Consider the following 16842-nt stretch of genomic DNA (forward strand, 5'->3'; position numbering starts at 1 on the left):
GCTGCGTTATCCCTTCACGGCGCCGTCGGTCAGGCCGCTGACGGCCTTGCGCTGCAGGTAGATGAAGAGAATCAGAATCGGGATGGCGAAGAGCGAGGAGGCGGCCATGGTCGCACCCCAGTCGTCACCGAACGCGGTCTGGAACTGCGAGAGCCACAGGGGCAGGGTCTGGGACTCGATGTCCTTGTTGAGGATGAGCACGAGCGGGAACTCGTTCCACGCGGTGATGAAACCGAAGAGCGAGGTCGCCATCAGACCGGGGCCGAGCAGCGGCAGGATCACCTTCATGAACGCCTGCGGACGGGTGCATCCGTCGACCATCGCGGACTCCTCCAGCTCCTTGGGCACCGCCGCGACATAGCCGCGGAGCGTCAGGATGGTGAAGGGCAGGACCATCATCATGTAGAAGGCGGTCAGCGGGATCAGACTGTTCAGCATGTCGCTGTCGCGCACGAGCATGTAGACCGCGATGACCATGACTTCCCAGGGCGCCATCTGCGCGACCATGAAGGTCAGCAGAATGCCCCGGCGTCCCTTGAACCGCATCCGGGCCATAGCGAAGGACGCCGCGAGCGCGATGACCAGCGAGGCGACCACCGAGATCACGGTGACGAGGAACGAGTTGCGGACCAGTGTCCAGAAATGGTCCGCGTGTATCGCCTTCGAGAAGTGGTCGAACGTGATGTCGGTGGGGAACCACACCGGCGTGTCCGTGATGATGTCGCCGGTCGGCTTGAAGGCCGTGCTGAACATCCAGTAGACGGGGAAGGCGAACCCTATGAAGAGGACGATCGCCGTCACGTTGGGCCAGATGCGGCCGAGCAGTGAGCGCCTCACAGTTCGTCCTCCTCTTGCTTGAGTACGGTGCGCAGGTAGTAACCGGTCAACGCCAGCAGCACGATGATCGTCAGGAAGGAAATGGCTGCGCCCATACCGAAGTGCTGGTTTCCCACTCCTTCGACGAAGGCGTAGACGGGCAGGGTCTCGGTGAGCCGGTCAGGGCCGCCGCCGTTGATCGCGAACAGCTGGGCGAAGGACTTGAACACCCAGATGACTTCGAGGAACGTCGTGGCCAGCAGGAACGGCTTGAGGAACGGGAAGGTCACCGAGGTGAAGCTCTTCCAGGCCCCGGCACCGTCGAGCGACGCGGCTTCGTAGAGTTCCTTGGGGATCGTCGTGGACGCGGCGTAGAGGTTGATCGCCACGAACGGGATCGACTGCCAGACGATGACCAGGGTGACCAGGGAGAACGTGGAGAACTGCGTGCTCGTCCAGTTGTAGTCGGCCATCGAGTGCCAGCCGAGGCTGTCGAGGACGTAGTTGACTATGCCGAAGCGCTGGGCGAAGAGCCACTGGTAGACGGTCGTCGCCGCGATGATCGGCATGGCCCAGGCGAGCACGAGGCCGAGCATGAGCAGGAGCCGCATCTTCTTACCCAGGCGGGCGAGCAGCAGCCCGACCAGTGAGCCGAGCAGCATGATCAGGATGACGTTGGCGGCGGTGAAGAAGACCGACCGTTCGACGACCTTCCAGAAGTCCGATCCGCCCAGGGTCTCCTGGTAGTTGTCGAAGCCGTTCCACTCGGTCAGGTGGAGGATCAGCTGGCGCGGATTGAGGTTCTGGAACGACAACAAGCCGTTCTTGACCAACGGGTAGCCCAGGAGCACCGCCGTGGCGAGCAGTGCGGGCAGGAGGAGGAGGTAGGGGCGGCTTTGCCGACCCGCTCCTCTCTCGGTGCGTCGGGGCCGGCAGGAGGGGCGTCACCCTTGCTGACGCCGACTGCCGGGACCGATTCCACTTGTTCGGTCTGCACTGACATGCTCGCCATCTCTTCTTTGGCCGTACGGTCGAGTCACACGAATGCGCCGGGGGGCGGTGTTCCGCCCCCCGGCGCGCGCGATCAGCTCTTCTGCGCGAGACGCTTGTTGATCTCCGCCTCGACCGCCTTGGCGGCGTCGGCCGGGGACTTGCCGTTCAGAACCGCGGTCATGTAGCCCTTGATCGGGTTCGGGTTGTTCTCGACGGCGGCCCACTCGGGGATCAGCGGGGTGGTGCCACCACCGGCGGCGGCCGGAGCGGCGGCCTCGGCGGCCGCGTTGCCGGTCAGGTTGGTGTTGAGCGACTCCTTGTTGGGGATGACGCCGTTCTCCTTGGCCAGCTGGCCCTCGAACTGGTCGGAGAGGGAGAGCTTCAGGAACTCCTTCGCGAGGTCCTGCTTCTTGCTGCCCGCGGCGACCGCGAAGTTCGAGCCACCGAGGAAGACGCCCTCGGGCTTGTCGGCGGTCTCACCCGGAATGGTGAAGTAGCCGATGTCGCTCTCGATCTTCTTGTTGGCCGCGATGGCCGTGCCGGCCTCCCAGCCCATGCCGATGAAGGCACCGACGTTGCCCTTGGCGAAGACCTCGGCCTGCTGCGGGGTGGCCTCGTCCTTGTCCTTGGGGGCCTTGGAGTAGGACTGGTACTTCTTGTAGAGCTCCATGGCCGCGGTGACCTTGGGGTCGGCGAGGTTGGAGACGTACTTGTCGCCTTCCTTCTTCACCAGGTCGGCACCCTGGCCGATGGTCAGGCCGTCGAAGAAGTACCAGTTCTGGCCGGGCAGGTAGATCGGCTCGGCCTTGCCCTTCGACTTGATCTTGTCGAGGTCCTTGAAGAACTCGGCCCGCGTCTTCGGGGTGTCCTTGATGCCGGCGTCGGCCCAGACCTTCTTGTTGTAGACGACCACGCGGTTCGCGAAGTACCACGGGGCGCCGTACTGCTTGCCGTCGAAGACCGCCGACTTGTTCAGGGACTCGGCCCAGTCGCCGCCGATCTCGGTCTTCAGGTCGCTCAGGTCGCTGAGGCCACCGGTGGCCGCGTAGGCCGGGGTCTGGGTGTTGCCGACCTCGATGACGTCCGGCGGAGTCGACTCCGAGAGCGCCGTCGTGATCTTCTGCTGGATGCCGTCCCACTTCTGGGTCTCGAACTTCAGCGTGGCGCCGGTCTTCTTCTTGAAGGCAGCGGTGAGATCCTTGGTCCAGCCGGGAGGCGTGGAACCGTCCATGGCCCAGACGGTCAGCGTCTGGCCCTTGTAGCTGTCGGGGCCCGCCTTCTTGGCGGAGCCGTCCGACGAGTCGTCGTCCGAGCCGCACGCGCTGGCGCCCGCCAAGAGAGCCACGACACCAATGGCCGCGATGAGTCCACGCTTCACGACACCCTCCTCAGGGCTGTGCAAGAGAATCCCCCACCACCCGAGGTCGCCGACCGCCGCGCGAATCTCTCACGACGTGTACTGCCCGTGGGGCTGGGACCTGGTCTTTAATGGTTTAGACCAGTACCGGGAGCTTGGCCTAGACCTTTAGGGGTGTCAAGGGTGTATAAGAAGTGCACTCGCGTCCGTTACAGGACCGACACCTGAGGGAGGGCGACGAGCCGTGACCGGACCGTGCCACCATGTGAGCCGCGACAGACGGAGGAGCCGGTGACGGCAGCAACGCAGCAGTCGGGAAGGCGGGCCATGGGTGCCGACGGGGGCAGTGCGGGGAACGAAACGGGCGCGAACACGCGCACCGCGCGCGTCCCGAAGTACTACCGGCTGAAGCGGCATCTCCTCGACATGACGGACACGATGCCGCCCGGCACCCCGGTGCCCCCCGAGCGGACCCTGGCCGCCGAGTTCGACACCTCGCGCACCACCGTGCGCCAGGCGCTCCAGGAACTGGTCGTCGAGGGCCGGTTGGAGCGCATCCAGGGCAAGGGCACCTTCGTCGCCAAGCCGAAGGTCTCGCAGGCCCTGCAGCTCACCTCGTACACCGAGGACATGCGGGCCCAGGGGCTGGAGCCGACCTCTCAGCTGCTGGACATCGGCTACGTCACGGCGGACGACACGCTCGCCGGGCTGCTCGACATCAGCGCCGGCGGCCGCGTGCTGCGCATCGAGCGGCTGCGGCTGGCGAGCGGTGAGCCGATGGCGATCGAGACCACCCACCTCTCGGCCAAACGCTTTCCGGCGCTGCGGCGTTCACTCGTGAAGTACACCTCCCTCTACACGGCCCTGGCCGAGGTGTACGACGTGCGGCTCGCCGAGGCCGAGGAGACCATCGAGACCTCCCTGGCCACCCCCAGCGAGGCCGGCCTGCTCGGTACGGACGTGGGTCTGCCGATGCTGATGTTGTCCCGGCACTCCCTGGACGAACAGGGCGAGCCGGTCGAGTGGGTCCGCTCGGTCTACCGCGGCGACCGCTACAAGTTCGTGGCCCGGCTCAAGCGTCCGCTGGACTGAACGAATGCCCGGCCGCCCGCCGGAAAAGGACAGCCCTCGTGGAGCCCCTTCCACGGGGGCTGTCCGCGCTCCGCAGACCGGCCGGAACCACCATTGGTCTGGACCAATCCCCGGGCTTTTGCCGCTATTCCCACCATCCCGCCCCGGCCGTGCGACCGTTGCCGGACCGCAATGCGGACAGGGGGTGACGATGGCCGGGACCCTCGCCTAGATTTCCTGCGCATTACAACAGGTGATCAGCGAGGGGACGGAGTCGCCGCAATGCCAGCAGACCCAGAAGGAAAACCACCCACGGTCACCCCCGTGCGAGTGGTCATCGCCCTCTGTCTCATCGCGCCGTTCGTGGCGATGCTCTGGGTGAGTTCTTACGCCAAGGTCGACCCGACCTTCATCGGTATCCCGTTCTTCTACTGGTACCAGATGCTCTGGGTGCTGATCTCCACCGCGCTCACGATGGTCGCGTACAAGCTGTGGCAGCGTGACCAGCGCGCCCGCAAGGGGGGTGCTTCCGCATGAAGGACGGCGTGAACGGCGTCGCGCTCGGCGTCTTCATCTTCTTCTTCCTGGCCGTCACGGTCGTCGGCTTCATGGCGGCCCGGTGGCGCAAGGCCGAGAACGAGGCCAGCCTGGACGAATGGGGGCTGGGCGGAAGGTCGTTCGGCACCTGGGTCACCTGGTTCCTGCTCGGCGGCGACCTCTACACCGCGTACACCTTCGTCGCCGTCCCGGCGGCGATCTACGCGGCGGGCGCGGCCGGCTTCTTCGCGGTGCCCTACACCATCCTGGTGTACCCGCTGATCTTCACCTTCCTGCCGCGCCTGTGGTCGGTGTCGCACAAGCACGGCTACGTCACCACCTCGGACTTCGTCCGCGGCCGCTTCGGCTCGAAGGGGCTCTCGCTGGCGGTCGCCGTCACCGGCATCCTCGCCACCATGCCGTACATCGCACTCCAACTCGTCGGCATCCAGGCGGTGCTGGACGTGATGGGCGTCGGCGGCGGCGAGAACACCCACTGGTTCATCAAGGACCTGCCGCTGCTGATCGCGTTCGCCGTGCTCGCCGCGTACACGTACTCCTCGGGCCTGCGCGCGCCCGCGCTGATCGCGTTCGTCAAGGACGGGCTGATCTACCTGGTCATCGCCGTGGCGATCATCTACATCCCGATCAAGCTCGGCGGCTTCGACGACATCTTCGCCAAGGCGGGCGAGGCGTTCTCGGCGAAGAACGAGGCGGCCGGCAAGCCGGTGGCCGGACTCGCGCCCGGCGAGGCGGGCCAGTGGGGTTACGCCACCCTGGCCCTGGGTTCGGCGCTCGCGCTCTTCATGTACCCGCACTCGATCACGGCGACGCTCTCCAGCCGCAGCCGCAACGTGATCCGCCGCAACACCACGATCCTCCCGCTGTACTCGCTGATGCTGGGGCTGCTCGCGCTGCTCGGCTTCATGGCGATCGCCGCCGGGGTCAAGGTGGACAACGGCCAGCTGGCGATCCCGCAGCTGTTCGAGAACATGTTCCCCGACTGGTTCGCGGGCGTGGCGTTCGCCGCCATCGGCATCGGCGCACTGGTGCCCGCGGCGATCATGTCGATCGCCGCGGCGAACCTGTTCACCCGGAACATCTACAAGGACTTCATCAAGCCCGACGCGACGCCCGCGCAGGAGACGAAGGTCTCCAAGCTGGTGTCGCTGCTGGTGAAGGTCGGCGCGCTCGCCTTCGTCCTCACCATGGACAAGACGGTCGCGATCAACTTCCAGCTGCTCGGCGGGATCTGGATCCTCCAGACGATGCCGGCCCTGGTCGGCGGACTGTTCACCCGGTGGTTCCACCGCTGGGCGCTGCTCGCCGGCTGGGCGGTCGGCATGCTCTACGGGACGCTCGCCGCGTACGGGGTCGCCAGCCCGACCCAGGCGCACTTCGGCGGGTCCTCCAAGGAGATCCCGGGGATCGGCGAGATCGGCTACATCGGCCTGACGGCGTTCGTGCTGAACGTCGTCACCACCGTCGTCCTCACCTTCGTCCTGAACGCCGTGAAGGCGCCTGCCGGGATCGACGAGACCTCGCCGGCCGACTACACGGCCGACGCGGGCGACCCGGGCGTGCAGACGGAGCTCCCGCCGGCCACGGCGGGGGCGCCGGGCGGTCACTGACCGCGGAGCACCCGCGCCACGCGTACGGGCCGTCGCATCCCCTCCGCGCAGGGGGTGCGGCGGCCCGTTCGTGCGCCCGGGGCCCCCGCCCCGGAAAATCCGGCAGCCGGGGTGCGGCAGACTTCCGGGTATGGACATAGCGATCAGGCCGATCGGGCCCGCCGAGCACGAGATCCTCGGCGAGATCACCGCCGAGGCCTATCTCGGGGACGGGCTGCTGGACTTCGGCGCGGACGATCCGTACCTGGAGCGGCTGCGGGACGTCACCCGGCGGGCGGCCGAGGCCGAGGTCCTTGTCGCGGCGGACTCCCGGGGCCAAGTGCTGGGCGGCGTGACCTACGCCCCGCCGGGGAACCCCTGGTGCGACATCGCGTCCGCCGACGAGGCCGAGTTCCGGATGCTGGCGGTCTCCCGCGAGGCCCGCGGGGCCGGGGCGGGCGAGGCGCTCGTACGGGCCTGTATCGACCGCGCACGGTCCACCGCGGGGGTCAGGGGGATCGTCCTGTCGACGCAGGCGGGCATGCACGGCGCCCACAGGATCTACCGGCGCCTCGGCTTCGAACGGACCCCGGAAAGGGACTGGTACCCCGTCCCCTCGGTCCCGCTGCTGACGTACCGTCTGGAGCTCCGGCCCATGCCGTGACACTCCACTCATATCTCGCACGACACAACATGTGGGGGCTGCCGCATCCGGCTGCCCCCACATGTATGCTCGTGCTCGCTGTCGCCGCAGGGAAATCCGGTGCGAATCCGGAACTGTCCCGCAACGGTGTGTTCGGTGTGCTTTTGCGCACCCCCCAGTCCGAGGACCTGCCGACAGCGCGTCCGGCTCGACCGAACCGGACGCCCAGACGTCCGGGCCTCGTGGATGGGCCGGTGGACGCCGCACGGAGTGCTGCCCTGCCCGGGCCCGGCTCCGCCCGGCTGCCCCCGCTCCCCCGCCGGCCCAGAGCCGAGCGAGGGAGAGCACCCCGTGACCATCGCGCCAGCCGATCCGGTTTCAGCGACCGAGTCCGACGCAGCCGAGTCCGAGGCGAACCGGTCCGCGGGACCCGCGAAGGACGCACCGGGGACCGCGCTGCTGCGGACCCTCACCGGCCTCACCGCGGATCTGCCCGACACCGACCCCGGACGCGTCGCCGCCGCCGCACTGCGCGGCCGCAACGCCCGGTCGGACGAGGCCGAGCTGCGCTCGCTGGCCACCGAGGCCGCCGCGGGTCTGATCTCCGAGGACCCCGCCTACTCCCGGCTCGCCGCGCGCCTCCTCACCCGCACCATCGCGGACGAGGCGGCCGGACAGGGCGCGACGTCCTTCTCCGCCTCGGTCGCCGTCGGCCACCGCGAGGGCCTGATCGCGGACCGTACCGCCGAGTTCGTGACGCGCCACGCGGCCGCTCTCGACGCGCTGGTGGAGCAGTCCCTCGCCGACGGCGCCGACGACCGCTTCGGCTACTTCGGGCTGCGCACCCTGCACAGCCGCTACCTGCTGCGCCACCCGATCACCCGCCAGGTCGTCGAGACCCCGCAGCACTTCATGCTGCGGGTCGCCGCCGGGCTCGCCGAGGACGGATCCGAGCGCGCCCTGGCCGAGGTCGCCGCGCTGTACGGGCTGATGAGCCGGCTGGACTACCTGCCCTCATCCCCCACCCTCTTCAACTCCGGCACCCGGCACCCGCAGATGTCCTCCTGCTATCTGCTGGACTCGCCGCTGGACGAGCTCGACTCGATCTACGACCGCTACCACCAGGTGGCGCGGCTGTCCAAGCACGCGGGCGGCATCGGCCTCTCGTACTCCCGCATCCGGGCCCGCGGTTCGCTGATCCGCGGCACCAACGGGCACTCCAACGGCATCGTGCCGTTCCTGAAGACGCTCGACGCCTCCGTCGCCGCGGTCAACCAGGGCGGCCGGCGCAAGGGCGCCGCCGCCGTCTACCTGGAGACCTGGCACGCGGACATCGAGGAGTTCCTGGAGCTGCGCGACAACACGGGCGAGGACCAGCGGCGCACGCACAACCTCAACCTGGCGCACTGGATCCCGGACGAGTTCATGCGCCGGGTCGACGCGGACGGTACGTGGTCGCTGTTCTCCCCGGCCGACGTGCCCGAGCTGGTCGACCTGTGGGGCGACGAGTTCGACGCCGCCTACCGGGCGGCCGAGGACCGTGGCCTGGCCCGCAAGACGATGCCCGCCCGTGAGCTGTACGGCCGCATGATGCGCACGCTCGCGCAGACCGGCCAGGGCTGGATGACGTTCAAGGACGCCTCCAACCGGACCGCGAACCAGACCGCCGAGCCCGGCCGCGTCGTGCACTCCTCGAACCTGTGCACCGAGATCCTGGAGGTCACCGACGACGGCGAGACGGCAGTCTGCAACCTCGGTTCGGTCAACCTCGGCGCGTTCGTCGCCGACGGTGCCCTCGACTGGGAGCGCCTGGACGCCACCGTCCGTACGGCCGTGACTTTCCTCGACCGGGTCGTCGACATCAACTTCTACCCGACCGAGCAGGCCGGGCGCTCCAACGCCCGCTGGCGGCCGGTGGGCCTGGGCGCGATGGGCCTGCAGGACGTCTTCTTCCAGCTGCGGCTGCCGTTCGACTCCCCCGAGGCGCGGGCCCTGTCGACGAAGATCTCCGAGCGGATCATGCTCGCCGCGTACGAGGCGTCCTGCGACCTCGCCGAACGGTCCGGTCCGCTGCCCGCCTGGTCCGAGACGCGTGCCGCCCGCGGTGTGCTGCACCCGGACCACTACGACACCGAGCTGAACTGGCCGGAGCGCTGGGACGCGCTGCGCGCCCGGATCGCGCGGACCGGCATGCGCAACTCCCTGCTCCTCGCCATCGCGCCGACGGCGACGATCGCCTCGATCGCGGGCGTGTACGAGTGCATCGAGCCGCAGGTCTCCAACCTCTTCAAGCGCGAGACGCTCAGCGGTGAGTTCCTCCAGGTCAACGCCTACCTGGTGGACGAGCTGAAGAAGCTCGGCGTGTGGGACGCGCGGACCCGTGAGGCGCTGCGCGAGGCGAGCGGCTCGGTGCAGGGCTTCGCCTGGATCCCCGAGGACGTGCGGGCGCTGTACCGCACCGCGTGGGAGATCCCGCAGCGCGGCCTGATCGACATGGCGGCGGCCCGTACGCCGTTCCTCGACCAGAGCCAGTCGCTGAACCTGTTCCTGGAGACGCCGACGATCGGCAAGCTCTCCTCGATGTACGCGTACGCCTGGAAGCAGGGGCTCAAGACGACGTACTACCTGCGCTCGCGCCCGGCGACCCGGATCGCGCGTGCCGCGTCCGGCCAGGCCGCTGCCGCCGCCCCCATTCCCCTGCAGCAGGCCGCCGCGCCCGACGCGGAAGCGATCGCCTGCTCCCTCGAAAACCCCGAATCCTGCGAGGCGTGCCAGTAATGAGCTCGAACGAGAACAAGAACCTGCTCGACCCGGGCTTCGAGCTGACCCTGCGGCCCATGCGCTACCCGGACTTCTACGAGCGCTACCGGGACGCGATCAAGAACACCTGGACGGTGGAGGAGGTCGACCTCCACTCCGACGTCTCCGACCTCGCCAAGCTGTCGCCGGGCGAGCAGCACATGATCGGCCGGCTCGTCGCGTTCTTCGCGACCGGTGACTCGATCGTCTCCAACAACCTCGTGCTGACGCTGTACAAGCACATCAACTCCCCCGAGGCGCGGCTGTACCTGTCGCGGCAGCTGTTCGAGGAGGCCGTGCACGTCCAGTTCTATCTGACGCTGCTCGACACCTACCTGCCCGATCCGGACGACCGGGCGGCCGCCTTCGACGCGGTCGAGGAGATCCCCTCGATCCGGGAGAAGGCGCAGTTCTGCTTCAAGTGGATGGACTCGGTCGAGAAGATCGACCGGCTGGAGACGAAGGCCGACCGCCGCCGCTTCCTGCTGAACCTGATCTGCTTCGCGGCGTGCATCGAGGGGCTGTTCTTCTACGGCGCCTTCGCGTACGTCTACTGGTTCCGCTCGCGCGGTCTGCTGCACGGCCTCGCCACGGGGACGAACTGGGTCTTCCGTGACGAGACCATGCACATGAGCTTCGCGTTCGAGGTCGTGGACACGGTCCGCAAGGAGGAGCCGGAGCTCTTCGACGACGCCCTCCAGGAGCAGGTCACCGACATGCTCAAGGAGGCCGTCGAGGCGGAGCTGCAGTTCGGCCGCGACCTGTGCGGCGAGGGGCTGCCGGGCATGAACACCGAGTCGATGCGCCAGTACCTGGAGTGCGTCGCGGACCAGCGGCTGGCCCGGCTGGGCTTCCCCGCGGTGTACGGATCGCAGAACCCGTTCTCGTTCATGGAGCTGCAGGGCGTCCAGGAGCTGACGAACTTCTTCGAGCGCCGCCCGTCGGCGTACCAGGTGGCGGTCGAGGGCACGGTCGGCTTCGACGACGAGTTCTAGGCCTCTCGTTCGGATCATGCCGGGCTCGACCCGAACGAAAGACCCTAGATCCTCGCCCAGCTCCTCACGTACGGACGCCGTGCGGCTCTCACCGGCTGCGCGGCGTCCGCCGTTTCCGGCGGCCGGGCCTCGCGCTCTCGTTCCGCCTCCCGGAGCTGGCGGTCGATGCGGCGCTCGCGTGCGATCCCGATCAGCGTCGGCAGCAGGAAGAGTGCGAAAACGGCGGTTACGCCCAGGTAGTTCAGGAATGTGTTCATGCCTCTACTGTCGTCCGTGCGAGCCGAATCCGGCAGTGGCAGGACTGTCATGGAACGTCGAATTACTGCCACACTGTGGGCATGCTGAAAAATGTCGCCGTCCTGCTGCTCGACGAGGTCAATCCCTTCGAACTCGGCGTGCTCTGCGAGGTGTTCGGCCTCGACCGCAGCGAGGAGGGGCTGCCGGTGCACGACTTCGCCGTGGTGTCCGCCGAGGGCCCGGTGCTGCGGACGCACGCCGGATTCACCCTCAGCGCGCCGCACGGCCTCGACCGGCTGGAGGAGGCCGACCTGATCGCCGTGCCGGCCGGCGGCAACTTCCTGGGCCGGGAGTACCCCGAGGAGGCCCTGGACGCCCTGCGCCGGGCCGTGGACCGCGGCGCCCGGGTGCTGAGCGTCTGCTCGGGGGCGTTCGTGCTGGGCGCGGCCGGACTGCTGGACGGCCGCCGCTGCACCACCCACTGGCGCCACGCCGACGAGCTCGCCCGCCGCTTCCCGCGGGCCGTCGTCGAGCCGGATGTGCTGTACGTGGACGAGGGCTCCGTCATCACCTCGGCGGGCACGGCCGCGGGGATCGACGCCTGCCTGCACCTGGTCCGCCAGGCCTACGGCACGGCCGCCGCAAACACCATCGCCCGCCGCATGGTGGTGCCGCCGCACCGGGACGGCGGGCAGGCCCAGTACATCGAGCGGCCGCTGCCCCGCACCCGCTGCGACACGGTGGGCGACACCCTCGCCTGGATGGAGCGGCACCTCGACCAGGAGATGACCGTCGAACAGCTCGCCGCCCAGGCCCACATGTCGCCGCGCACCTTTGCCCGGCGCTTCCAGCAGGAGACCGGCACCACGCCGTACCGCTGGCTGTTGCGTCAGCGCGTACTGCTGGCACAACAACTCCTGGAGACATCGGATGAAACGATGGACACCATCGCCGGCCGGACGGGCTTCGGGAACGCCGCTGCGCTGCGCCATCAGTTCGTACGTTCGCTGGGCACCACCCCGAACACGTACCGGCGGACCTTCCGCGGGCCGTCCGTGATGCCGGAAGTTGCCTGATCCAGCGGGACTGACCTCCGATCATTCGTCCAACCATTTCCCGCACCTGTCCATGGACCGGGCCCCCGCGACCGGCCAGGGTCGGGCGCATGGACATCCGGATCGCAAGACGAAGGACCATCGGGGCCGTGGTGGCCGCGCTCACCGCCGCCCTGCTGCCCTGGCAGAGCGCCGCGGCCGTGGACGGAACCGCCGCGGCGCCCCCGCCCGAGGTGCTGCCCTCGCTGCGGCAGTGGACGCCGGGTGAGGGGAGTTCGTCCTCGGCGGCCGGGCCAGGATCGTGCTGGACGGGGCGCGGGAGCAACGCACCACCGCCGATGCGAAGAGGTTCGCGGGCGAGCTGGACGGGCGCCATGCGCTGGCGCAGGGCCGGTCCACCGCCCGGTCCGGGGACATCGTGCTGCGCCAGGACCCCGCCCTGAAGGGGTCGTTGGGCGCGGAGGGCTACCGGCTCGCCGTCGGCGACCGGGTCACCGTCACCGCCGCGACCTCGACGGGCGTGTTCTACGGTTCGCGCACCGTGCTCCAGCTGCTGAACGACGACGGCCGCGCCGCACGGGGCTCTTCGACCGACGTGCCCGCGTACCGTGAGCGGGGGGTCGGGGTCTGCGCCTGCTACATCAACGTCTCGCTCCCGTGGTTCGAGCGGCTGATGAAGGACATGGCCTCCCAGAAGCTCAACCAGCTCTGGATCGAGGCGAAGGTCAGGAGCGACACGGACCCGAAGTCGGCGTTCTGGGGTTACTACACGAAGCCGCAGGTCCGCGCCCTGGTCGCGATGGCGCAGAAGTACCACGTCGACCTGGTGCCGGAGATCAACTCCCCCGGCCACATGGACACCTACCTGGAGAACCACCCGGAGCTCCAGCTCAAGGACAAGGACGGCGTCGCCTCGCCGCCCCGGCTGGACATATCGCGGCCCGAGGCGCTGACGTACTACACGTCCCTGGTGGACGAGGCCCTGAAGGTGTGGAACACCCGCACCTGGCACATGGGCGCGGACGAGTACATGATCGGCTCCTCGTACCCGGACTACCCGCAGCTGCAGACCGCCGCGACCGCGAAGTTCGGCGCCGGGGCCACCCCCGACGACCTCTTCGCCGACTTCATCAACCAGGTCAACGCGCACGTGAAGGCCGGCGGCCGGTCGCTGCGGATCTGGAACGACGGCCTGGCCGGCCACAACGGCATCGTGCCGCTGGACCGTGACATCACCGTGGAGCACTGGCTGGGCGGCGGCGCCATCCAGCAGCCTTCCGAACTGCTGGCCGAGGGCCGTCCGGTGATGAACTCCGCGTACTCCCTCTACCTGGTGCGCGGCGGCTTCACGATGGACACCGAGAAGCTGTACGAGAGCGACTGGACGCCGCTGCGCTTCGAGGGTCAGACGCTGCCCGCCACGGCGGCGAACCTGACCGGCGCGAAGATCAGCCTCTGGCCGGACAGCGCGGCCGCCGAGACCGAGAACGAGGTCGAGGCGAAGGCCTTCATGCCGCTGCGCTTCCTCGCGCAGGCCACCTGGGGCGGGCCGAAGCCCAGCGGGACGTACGCGGGCTTCGAGGCCCTCGCCCGGCAGATCGGTCACGCCCCCGGCTGGGAGAACACCGACCGCTCCCCGCTCGCCGACGGCACCTACCGGCTGACGACCGGCGGCAAGGCGCTCGCGCCCGCCGCGGCCGACGGGGTCTCACTGGCCCCGGGCGCGAAGGCGGCCTGGACGCTGACGGCGACCGCCGACGGCTACTACACCGTGAAGTCCGCCGGGAACAGCCGCTGCCTGGACGCGGTGCGCGGGAAGAAGTATCTGGGCGCCCCGCTGGAGGTGGGGGCCGAGCTGACCCTCGGGACATGCTCGGCGGGTGTGCGTACCCAGCGCTGGCAGCTGGACACCGGGGCCGGTGCCCTGGTCCTGCGCAACGCCGTCTCGCAGCTGCGGCTGACGGAGCGGGCCGCGGACGGCGCGGCGGTGCAGACGACGGACGGTACGCGCCTGACGGCGAAGTCCGCCTGACGCACACGTGTGGGGCCCGCCGGTGCGGCGGGCCCCACAGGCGTGTTCAGATGCCGCAGTTGGGCGCCGACCAGAAGTGGCTCGGGCCCTGGTTCACGTGGACGTGGTCGTTGTGGTCCGGGTAGCCCGGGCCGAGGATCCCGTTGAACCCGTGGTTGCGGGCCTCCGTGGCCAGGGTGCAGAAGGCGATGCCGCCCAGGTCGGCCGCGTCGCCGTAGAGATGGCGGCTGTTCGAGGCGCCGCCGGCCGCGCTGTTGCAGGACGTGGAGCGGAAGCCGCTGTTGATGGTGATGGGCCGGTCACCGAGCGCGTGGCGCAGCGCCTCCAGCTTCCACATGGTGCTCAACGCGTTGGCTCTCGCCGTGCCGGCAGCGACAGCACCACCCGCCCAGGTGCTGTTGCAGCGGTTGAGCTCGGCGTAGTCGAAGTGGGCCGGCGTGCAGTCCTCGTCCTGGAGCTCGTAGAGCTTGGCCTGGGTGGCGGGGCCGGCGACGCCGTCCGCGGCCAGTCCGTAGGCGGCCTGGAAGCGCTTCACGGCGGCAGCGGTGGCCGGTCCGTAGCTGCCGTCGACGGCGAGTACGGAGTTGTATCCGGGGTACCCGGCCACCCTGATCTGGAGCTGGACGACATCGTTGCCGGTGGCGCCGGAGGACAGGGGGTCCAGGTGAAGCAGCCGTCGGCATGCGCCGTACCGGCGGTGGCCATGGCCCCGCCCAACGCGAATGCCATGGTCATGACAAGTCCGAGCAGAAGTCTTGCGGTTCGTTGGAGCATGGGGGGATCCCTCCCACGAAGAAGGTGTGGACAGAGAGACTGTCGGACGAGTCGACGCGCGTCAACTGCGCGTGAGAGAACGCTAGTTGGCGGTATACGAACGAGTAAGGGCCGGTCCCGGCGCACCGGGATCGGCCCCACTCGAATCCGCGTTCAGCCGGTTCAGTCGTTCGGCACGACCTCGTAGCGCGGGGTGTTCTCCTCCATCTGCCGCAGCGCGTCCTTGCGGTCGCGCTTGGAGAGCCGGTCGATGTACAGGTAGCCGTACAGGTGATCCGTCTCGTGCTGGAGGCAGCGGGCGAAGTAGCCGTTGCCCCGCACCTTGACCGGGTTGCCCTTCGCGTCCTGTCCGCGCACCACCGCGTAGTCCGGGCGGGCCAGCGAGGCGTACGCCGTCGGGACCGAGAGGCAGCCCTCGTTGGCATCGTCCAGGACCCGCTCCTCGGGCGGCAGCTCGTCCAGCACCGGGTTGCAGATGACCCCCGTGTGCCGCACCCCGTCGTCGTCCGGGCAGTCGTAGACGAAGACCTTGAGGTCGACCCCGATCTGGTTGGCCGCCAGGCCCACGCCCTCCGCCGTCCGCTGGCTCGCGAACATGTCGTCGATCAGCGTGGCCAGCTTGTCGTCGAAAGCGGTGACGTCCTTGCACTCCTTGTGCAGGACCGGGTTGCCCACGACCGTGATCGGATGCGAGGTGCCACGCTCGCGGTATGCCGCCTCACGCGCCTCACAGTCCTCGGTGTCGATGAGGAAACCCTCGTCGTCGAAGCTGATCTGCTCGTCCGTCTCCTGCTGGGCCATGTCCGCCGTACGCCTTCCTCACAACCTGAGACCCGGGTCCGCGGCTCGCGAGAACCCGGGCGCCCGAGCACCGGAATCGGTGCCCGTACAGCCTACGGGCACCGGTCAGCAGACTTCTTCGAGATCCCGCCACTCGCGGCTGTCCGGGCTGTCCGCCACCCAGCCGTCGAGCAGCCCGCGCACCAGCCCGGCGGGGGCCGCAAGGCCGCACTCCCGCTCCGGCACCCACAGCTCGCCCGCGGTGCGGTGGCCGAGCGGGCCGGGGTGTCCCGGCTCGCTGTGATCGTGCGGGTCGAGGTGCTCGCCGTCACCCTCGTCGCTCTCCATCCGGCTCTCCGAGCAGGCCCGGCAGAGCAGCCGTACGGACGACGACCAGTCCTCGGCGGCGAAACCGGCGTCGGACGCCAGCTGCTCCAGGGCGTCCCGGTCCGCCTCGGTGGCGGCTTCGAGGAGCACCACCCAGGTGGGCACGGGGGACGGCGCCCACAGCTCGATCTCGTCGAAGACGGGGTACGAGGGCCCGGCGGCGGTGATCCGCTCGCCGTTCGGCACCCCGTCGTGGAGCACGACCTCGCCCCAGCGCCGCCCCGAGGACGGCAGCGGGATCGACAGCACTTCCATGCGCGCCGGGTCCAGCCTGCGGCCCCACACGACCTCGGCCTCACCCTCGGGCGACAGCCTCACTGCCGCGCTGCCCAGCTCCATGCCGACCGGCTCGCTGTTGGACGCCGGCGTCTGCTGCCCGCCGCCCGGCACCTTCAGGCCGTACGCCTGCCAGGCCCGGCGCGCCAGCGGCCAGTCCTGCAGCGCGGTGGCGGCGATCCCGACGTTCCACCAGTCGGGGGCGCCGGACTCCTTGTCGAGCAGCGCGACGGCCCGCAGGCCCGCGGCCCGCGCCTGTTCCCAGTCATGCCGGAACTTGTGCAGCAGCGCCAGGTTGAACCACGACTCGGAGAGCCATGGCTCCAGGTCCGCCGCACGCGTCAGCAACGCGCCCGCGTCCTCGTACCGGCCGTCGCCGATCAGCGTGAACGCGCGGTCGGTGGCCTGCCGCCAAGAGGCGGAGGGCCGATGCCGTACCTTCCCGAAGATCCTCACGATTCCCGCCTGTCCCGACTGGAC

At 69.2% G+C, this 16842-nt stretch carries 13 protein-coding genes, 2 pseudogenes and 1 riboswitch; of the genes and pseudogenes, 8 read left to right on the top strand and 7 right to left on the bottom strand.

Annotation, left to right across the window (positions count from 1 at the left end; all coding sequences use genetic code 11):
* Positions 1 to 6: 6 nt before the first annotated feature.
* The 3 genes and pseudogenes from LNW71_RS08850 to LNW71_RS08860 form a co-directional block, all read right to left on the bottom strand.
* Positions 7 to 837 (bottom strand): carbohydrate ABC transporter permease, encoded by an 831-nt coding sequence (locus LNW71_RS08850; RefSeq protein ID WP_250967730.1) that lies wholly within the window; start codon positions 835 to 837, stop codon positions 7 to 9.
* Positions 834 to 1819, bottom strand: a pseudogene (locus LNW71_RS08855) (carbohydrate ABC transporter permease). Before LNW71_RS08855 ends, LNW71_RS08850 begins: the two are co-directional and overlap by 4 nt.
* A gap of 81 nt (positions 1820 to 1900) precedes the next feature.
* On the bottom strand, positions 1901 to 3187 hold the full coding sequence (locus LNW71_RS08860) for an extracellular solute-binding protein (RefSeq protein ID WP_250967732.1): 1287 nt from the start codon (positions 3185 to 3187) through the stop codon (positions 1901 to 1903).
* Positions 3188 to 3493: 306 nt separating this feature from the next.
* Here LNW71_RS08860 and LNW71_RS08865 point away from each other — a divergent pair, with 306 nt between their 5' ends.
* The 6 genes from LNW71_RS08865 (at position 3494) to LNW71_RS08890 (ending at position 10821) form a co-directional block, all read left to right on the top strand.
* Positions 3494 to 4258 (top strand): GntR family transcriptional regulator, encoded by a 765-nt coding sequence (locus LNW71_RS08865; RefSeq protein WP_250971940.1) that lies wholly within the window; start codon positions 3494 to 3496, stop codon positions 4256 to 4258.
* Between the two features lie 261 nt (positions 4259 to 4519).
* Positions 4520 to 4774, top strand: a complete 255-nt coding sequence (locus tag LNW71_RS08870) for a DUF3311 domain-containing protein (RefSeq protein WP_250967733.1) — start codon at positions 4520 to 4522, stop codon at positions 4772 to 4774.
* A complete protein-coding gene (gene mctP / locus LNW71_RS08875; protein ID WP_250967734.1) occupies positions 4771 to 6405 on the top strand; it encodes a monocarboxylate uptake permease MctP in 1635 nt (544 codons plus the stop codon). The genes LNW71_RS08870 and mctP overlap by 4 nt, the downstream gene beginning before the upstream one ends.
* A 130-nt stretch (positions 6406 to 6535) precedes the next feature.
* The gene (locus tag LNW71_RS08880) at positions 6536 to 7048 is read left to right on the top strand and encodes a GNAT family N-acetyltransferase (RefSeq protein ID WP_250967735.1); all 513 of its coding nucleotides are present in this window, start codon (positions 6536 to 6538) and stop codon (positions 7046 to 7048) included.
* A gap of 52 nt (positions 7049 to 7100) precedes the next feature.
* Positions 7101 to 7238: riboswitch (cobalamin riboswitch) on the top strand.
* A gap of 140 nt (positions 7239 to 7378) precedes the next feature.
* A complete protein-coding gene (locus tag LNW71_RS08885; RefSeq protein ID WP_250967736.1) occupies positions 7379 to 9805 on the top strand; it encodes a ribonucleoside-diphosphate reductase subunit alpha in 2427 nt (808 codons plus the stop codon).
* A complete protein-coding gene (locus LNW71_RS08890; protein ID WP_250967737.1) occupies positions 9805 to 10821 on the top strand; it encodes a ribonucleotide-diphosphate reductase subunit beta in 1017 nt (338 codons plus the stop codon). Before LNW71_RS08885 ends, LNW71_RS08890 begins: the two co-directional genes overlap by 1 nt.
* Before the next feature lie 44 nt (positions 10822 to 10865).
* Here the strand turns inward: LNW71_RS08890 and LNW71_RS08895 are convergent, their stop codons facing one another.
* A complete protein-coding gene (locus tag LNW71_RS08895; protein ID WP_250967738.1) occupies positions 10866 to 11078 on the bottom strand; it encodes a hypothetical protein in 213 nt (70 codons plus the stop codon).
* 81 nt (positions 11079 to 11159) lie between these two features.
* Here LNW71_RS08895 and LNW71_RS08900 point away from each other — a divergent pair, with 81 nt between their 5' ends.
* Positions 11160 to 12134 carry a GlxA family transcriptional regulator gene (locus LNW71_RS08900; protein WP_250967739.1) on the top strand — a complete coding sequence of 325 codons (975 nt, stop codon included), beginning with the start codon at positions 11160 to 11162 and terminating at the stop codon, positions 12132 to 12134.
* Positions 12135 to 12414: 280 nt separating this feature from the next.
* Positions 12415 to 14145, top strand: coding sequence for a family 20 glycosylhydrolase (locus tag LNW71_RS08905; protein WP_250967740.1), 1731 nt, complete (start codon positions 12415 to 12417; stop codon positions 14143 to 14145).
* A 46-nt stretch (positions 14146 to 14191) separates the two neighbouring features.
* On the opposite strand, the pseudogene LNW71_RS36100 reads toward LNW71_RS08905, so the two are convergent.
* The 3 genes and pseudogenes from LNW71_RS36100 to LNW71_RS08925 all read right to left on the bottom strand — a co-directional run bounded on the left by LNW71_RS36100 (position 14192) and on the right by LNW71_RS08925 (position 16818).
* Positions 14192 to 14919, bottom strand: a pseudogene (locus LNW71_RS36100) (D-Ala-D-Ala carboxypeptidase family metallohydrolase).
* Between the two features lie 162 nt (positions 14920 to 15081).
* Complete coding sequence (def, locus tag LNW71_RS08920) at positions 15082 to 15720, bottom strand: peptide deformylase (RefSeq protein ID WP_250967741.1); 639 nt, start codon at positions 15718 to 15720, stop codon at positions 15082 to 15084.
* 105 nt (positions 15721 to 15825) lie between these two features.
* Positions 15826 to 16818: a hypothetical protein gene (locus LNW71_RS08925; protein WP_250967742.1), complete on the bottom strand. Its 993-nt coding sequence runs from the start codon at positions 16816 to 16818 to the stop codon at positions 15826 to 15828.
* Positions 16819 to 16842: the final 24 nt, after the last annotated feature.

Origin of the sequence: Streptomyces sp. RKAG290 (genome assembly GCF_023701695.1) — a bacterium.
Taxonomy (GTDB): domain Bacteria; phylum Actinomycetota; class Actinomycetes; order Streptomycetales; family Streptomycetaceae; genus Streptomyces.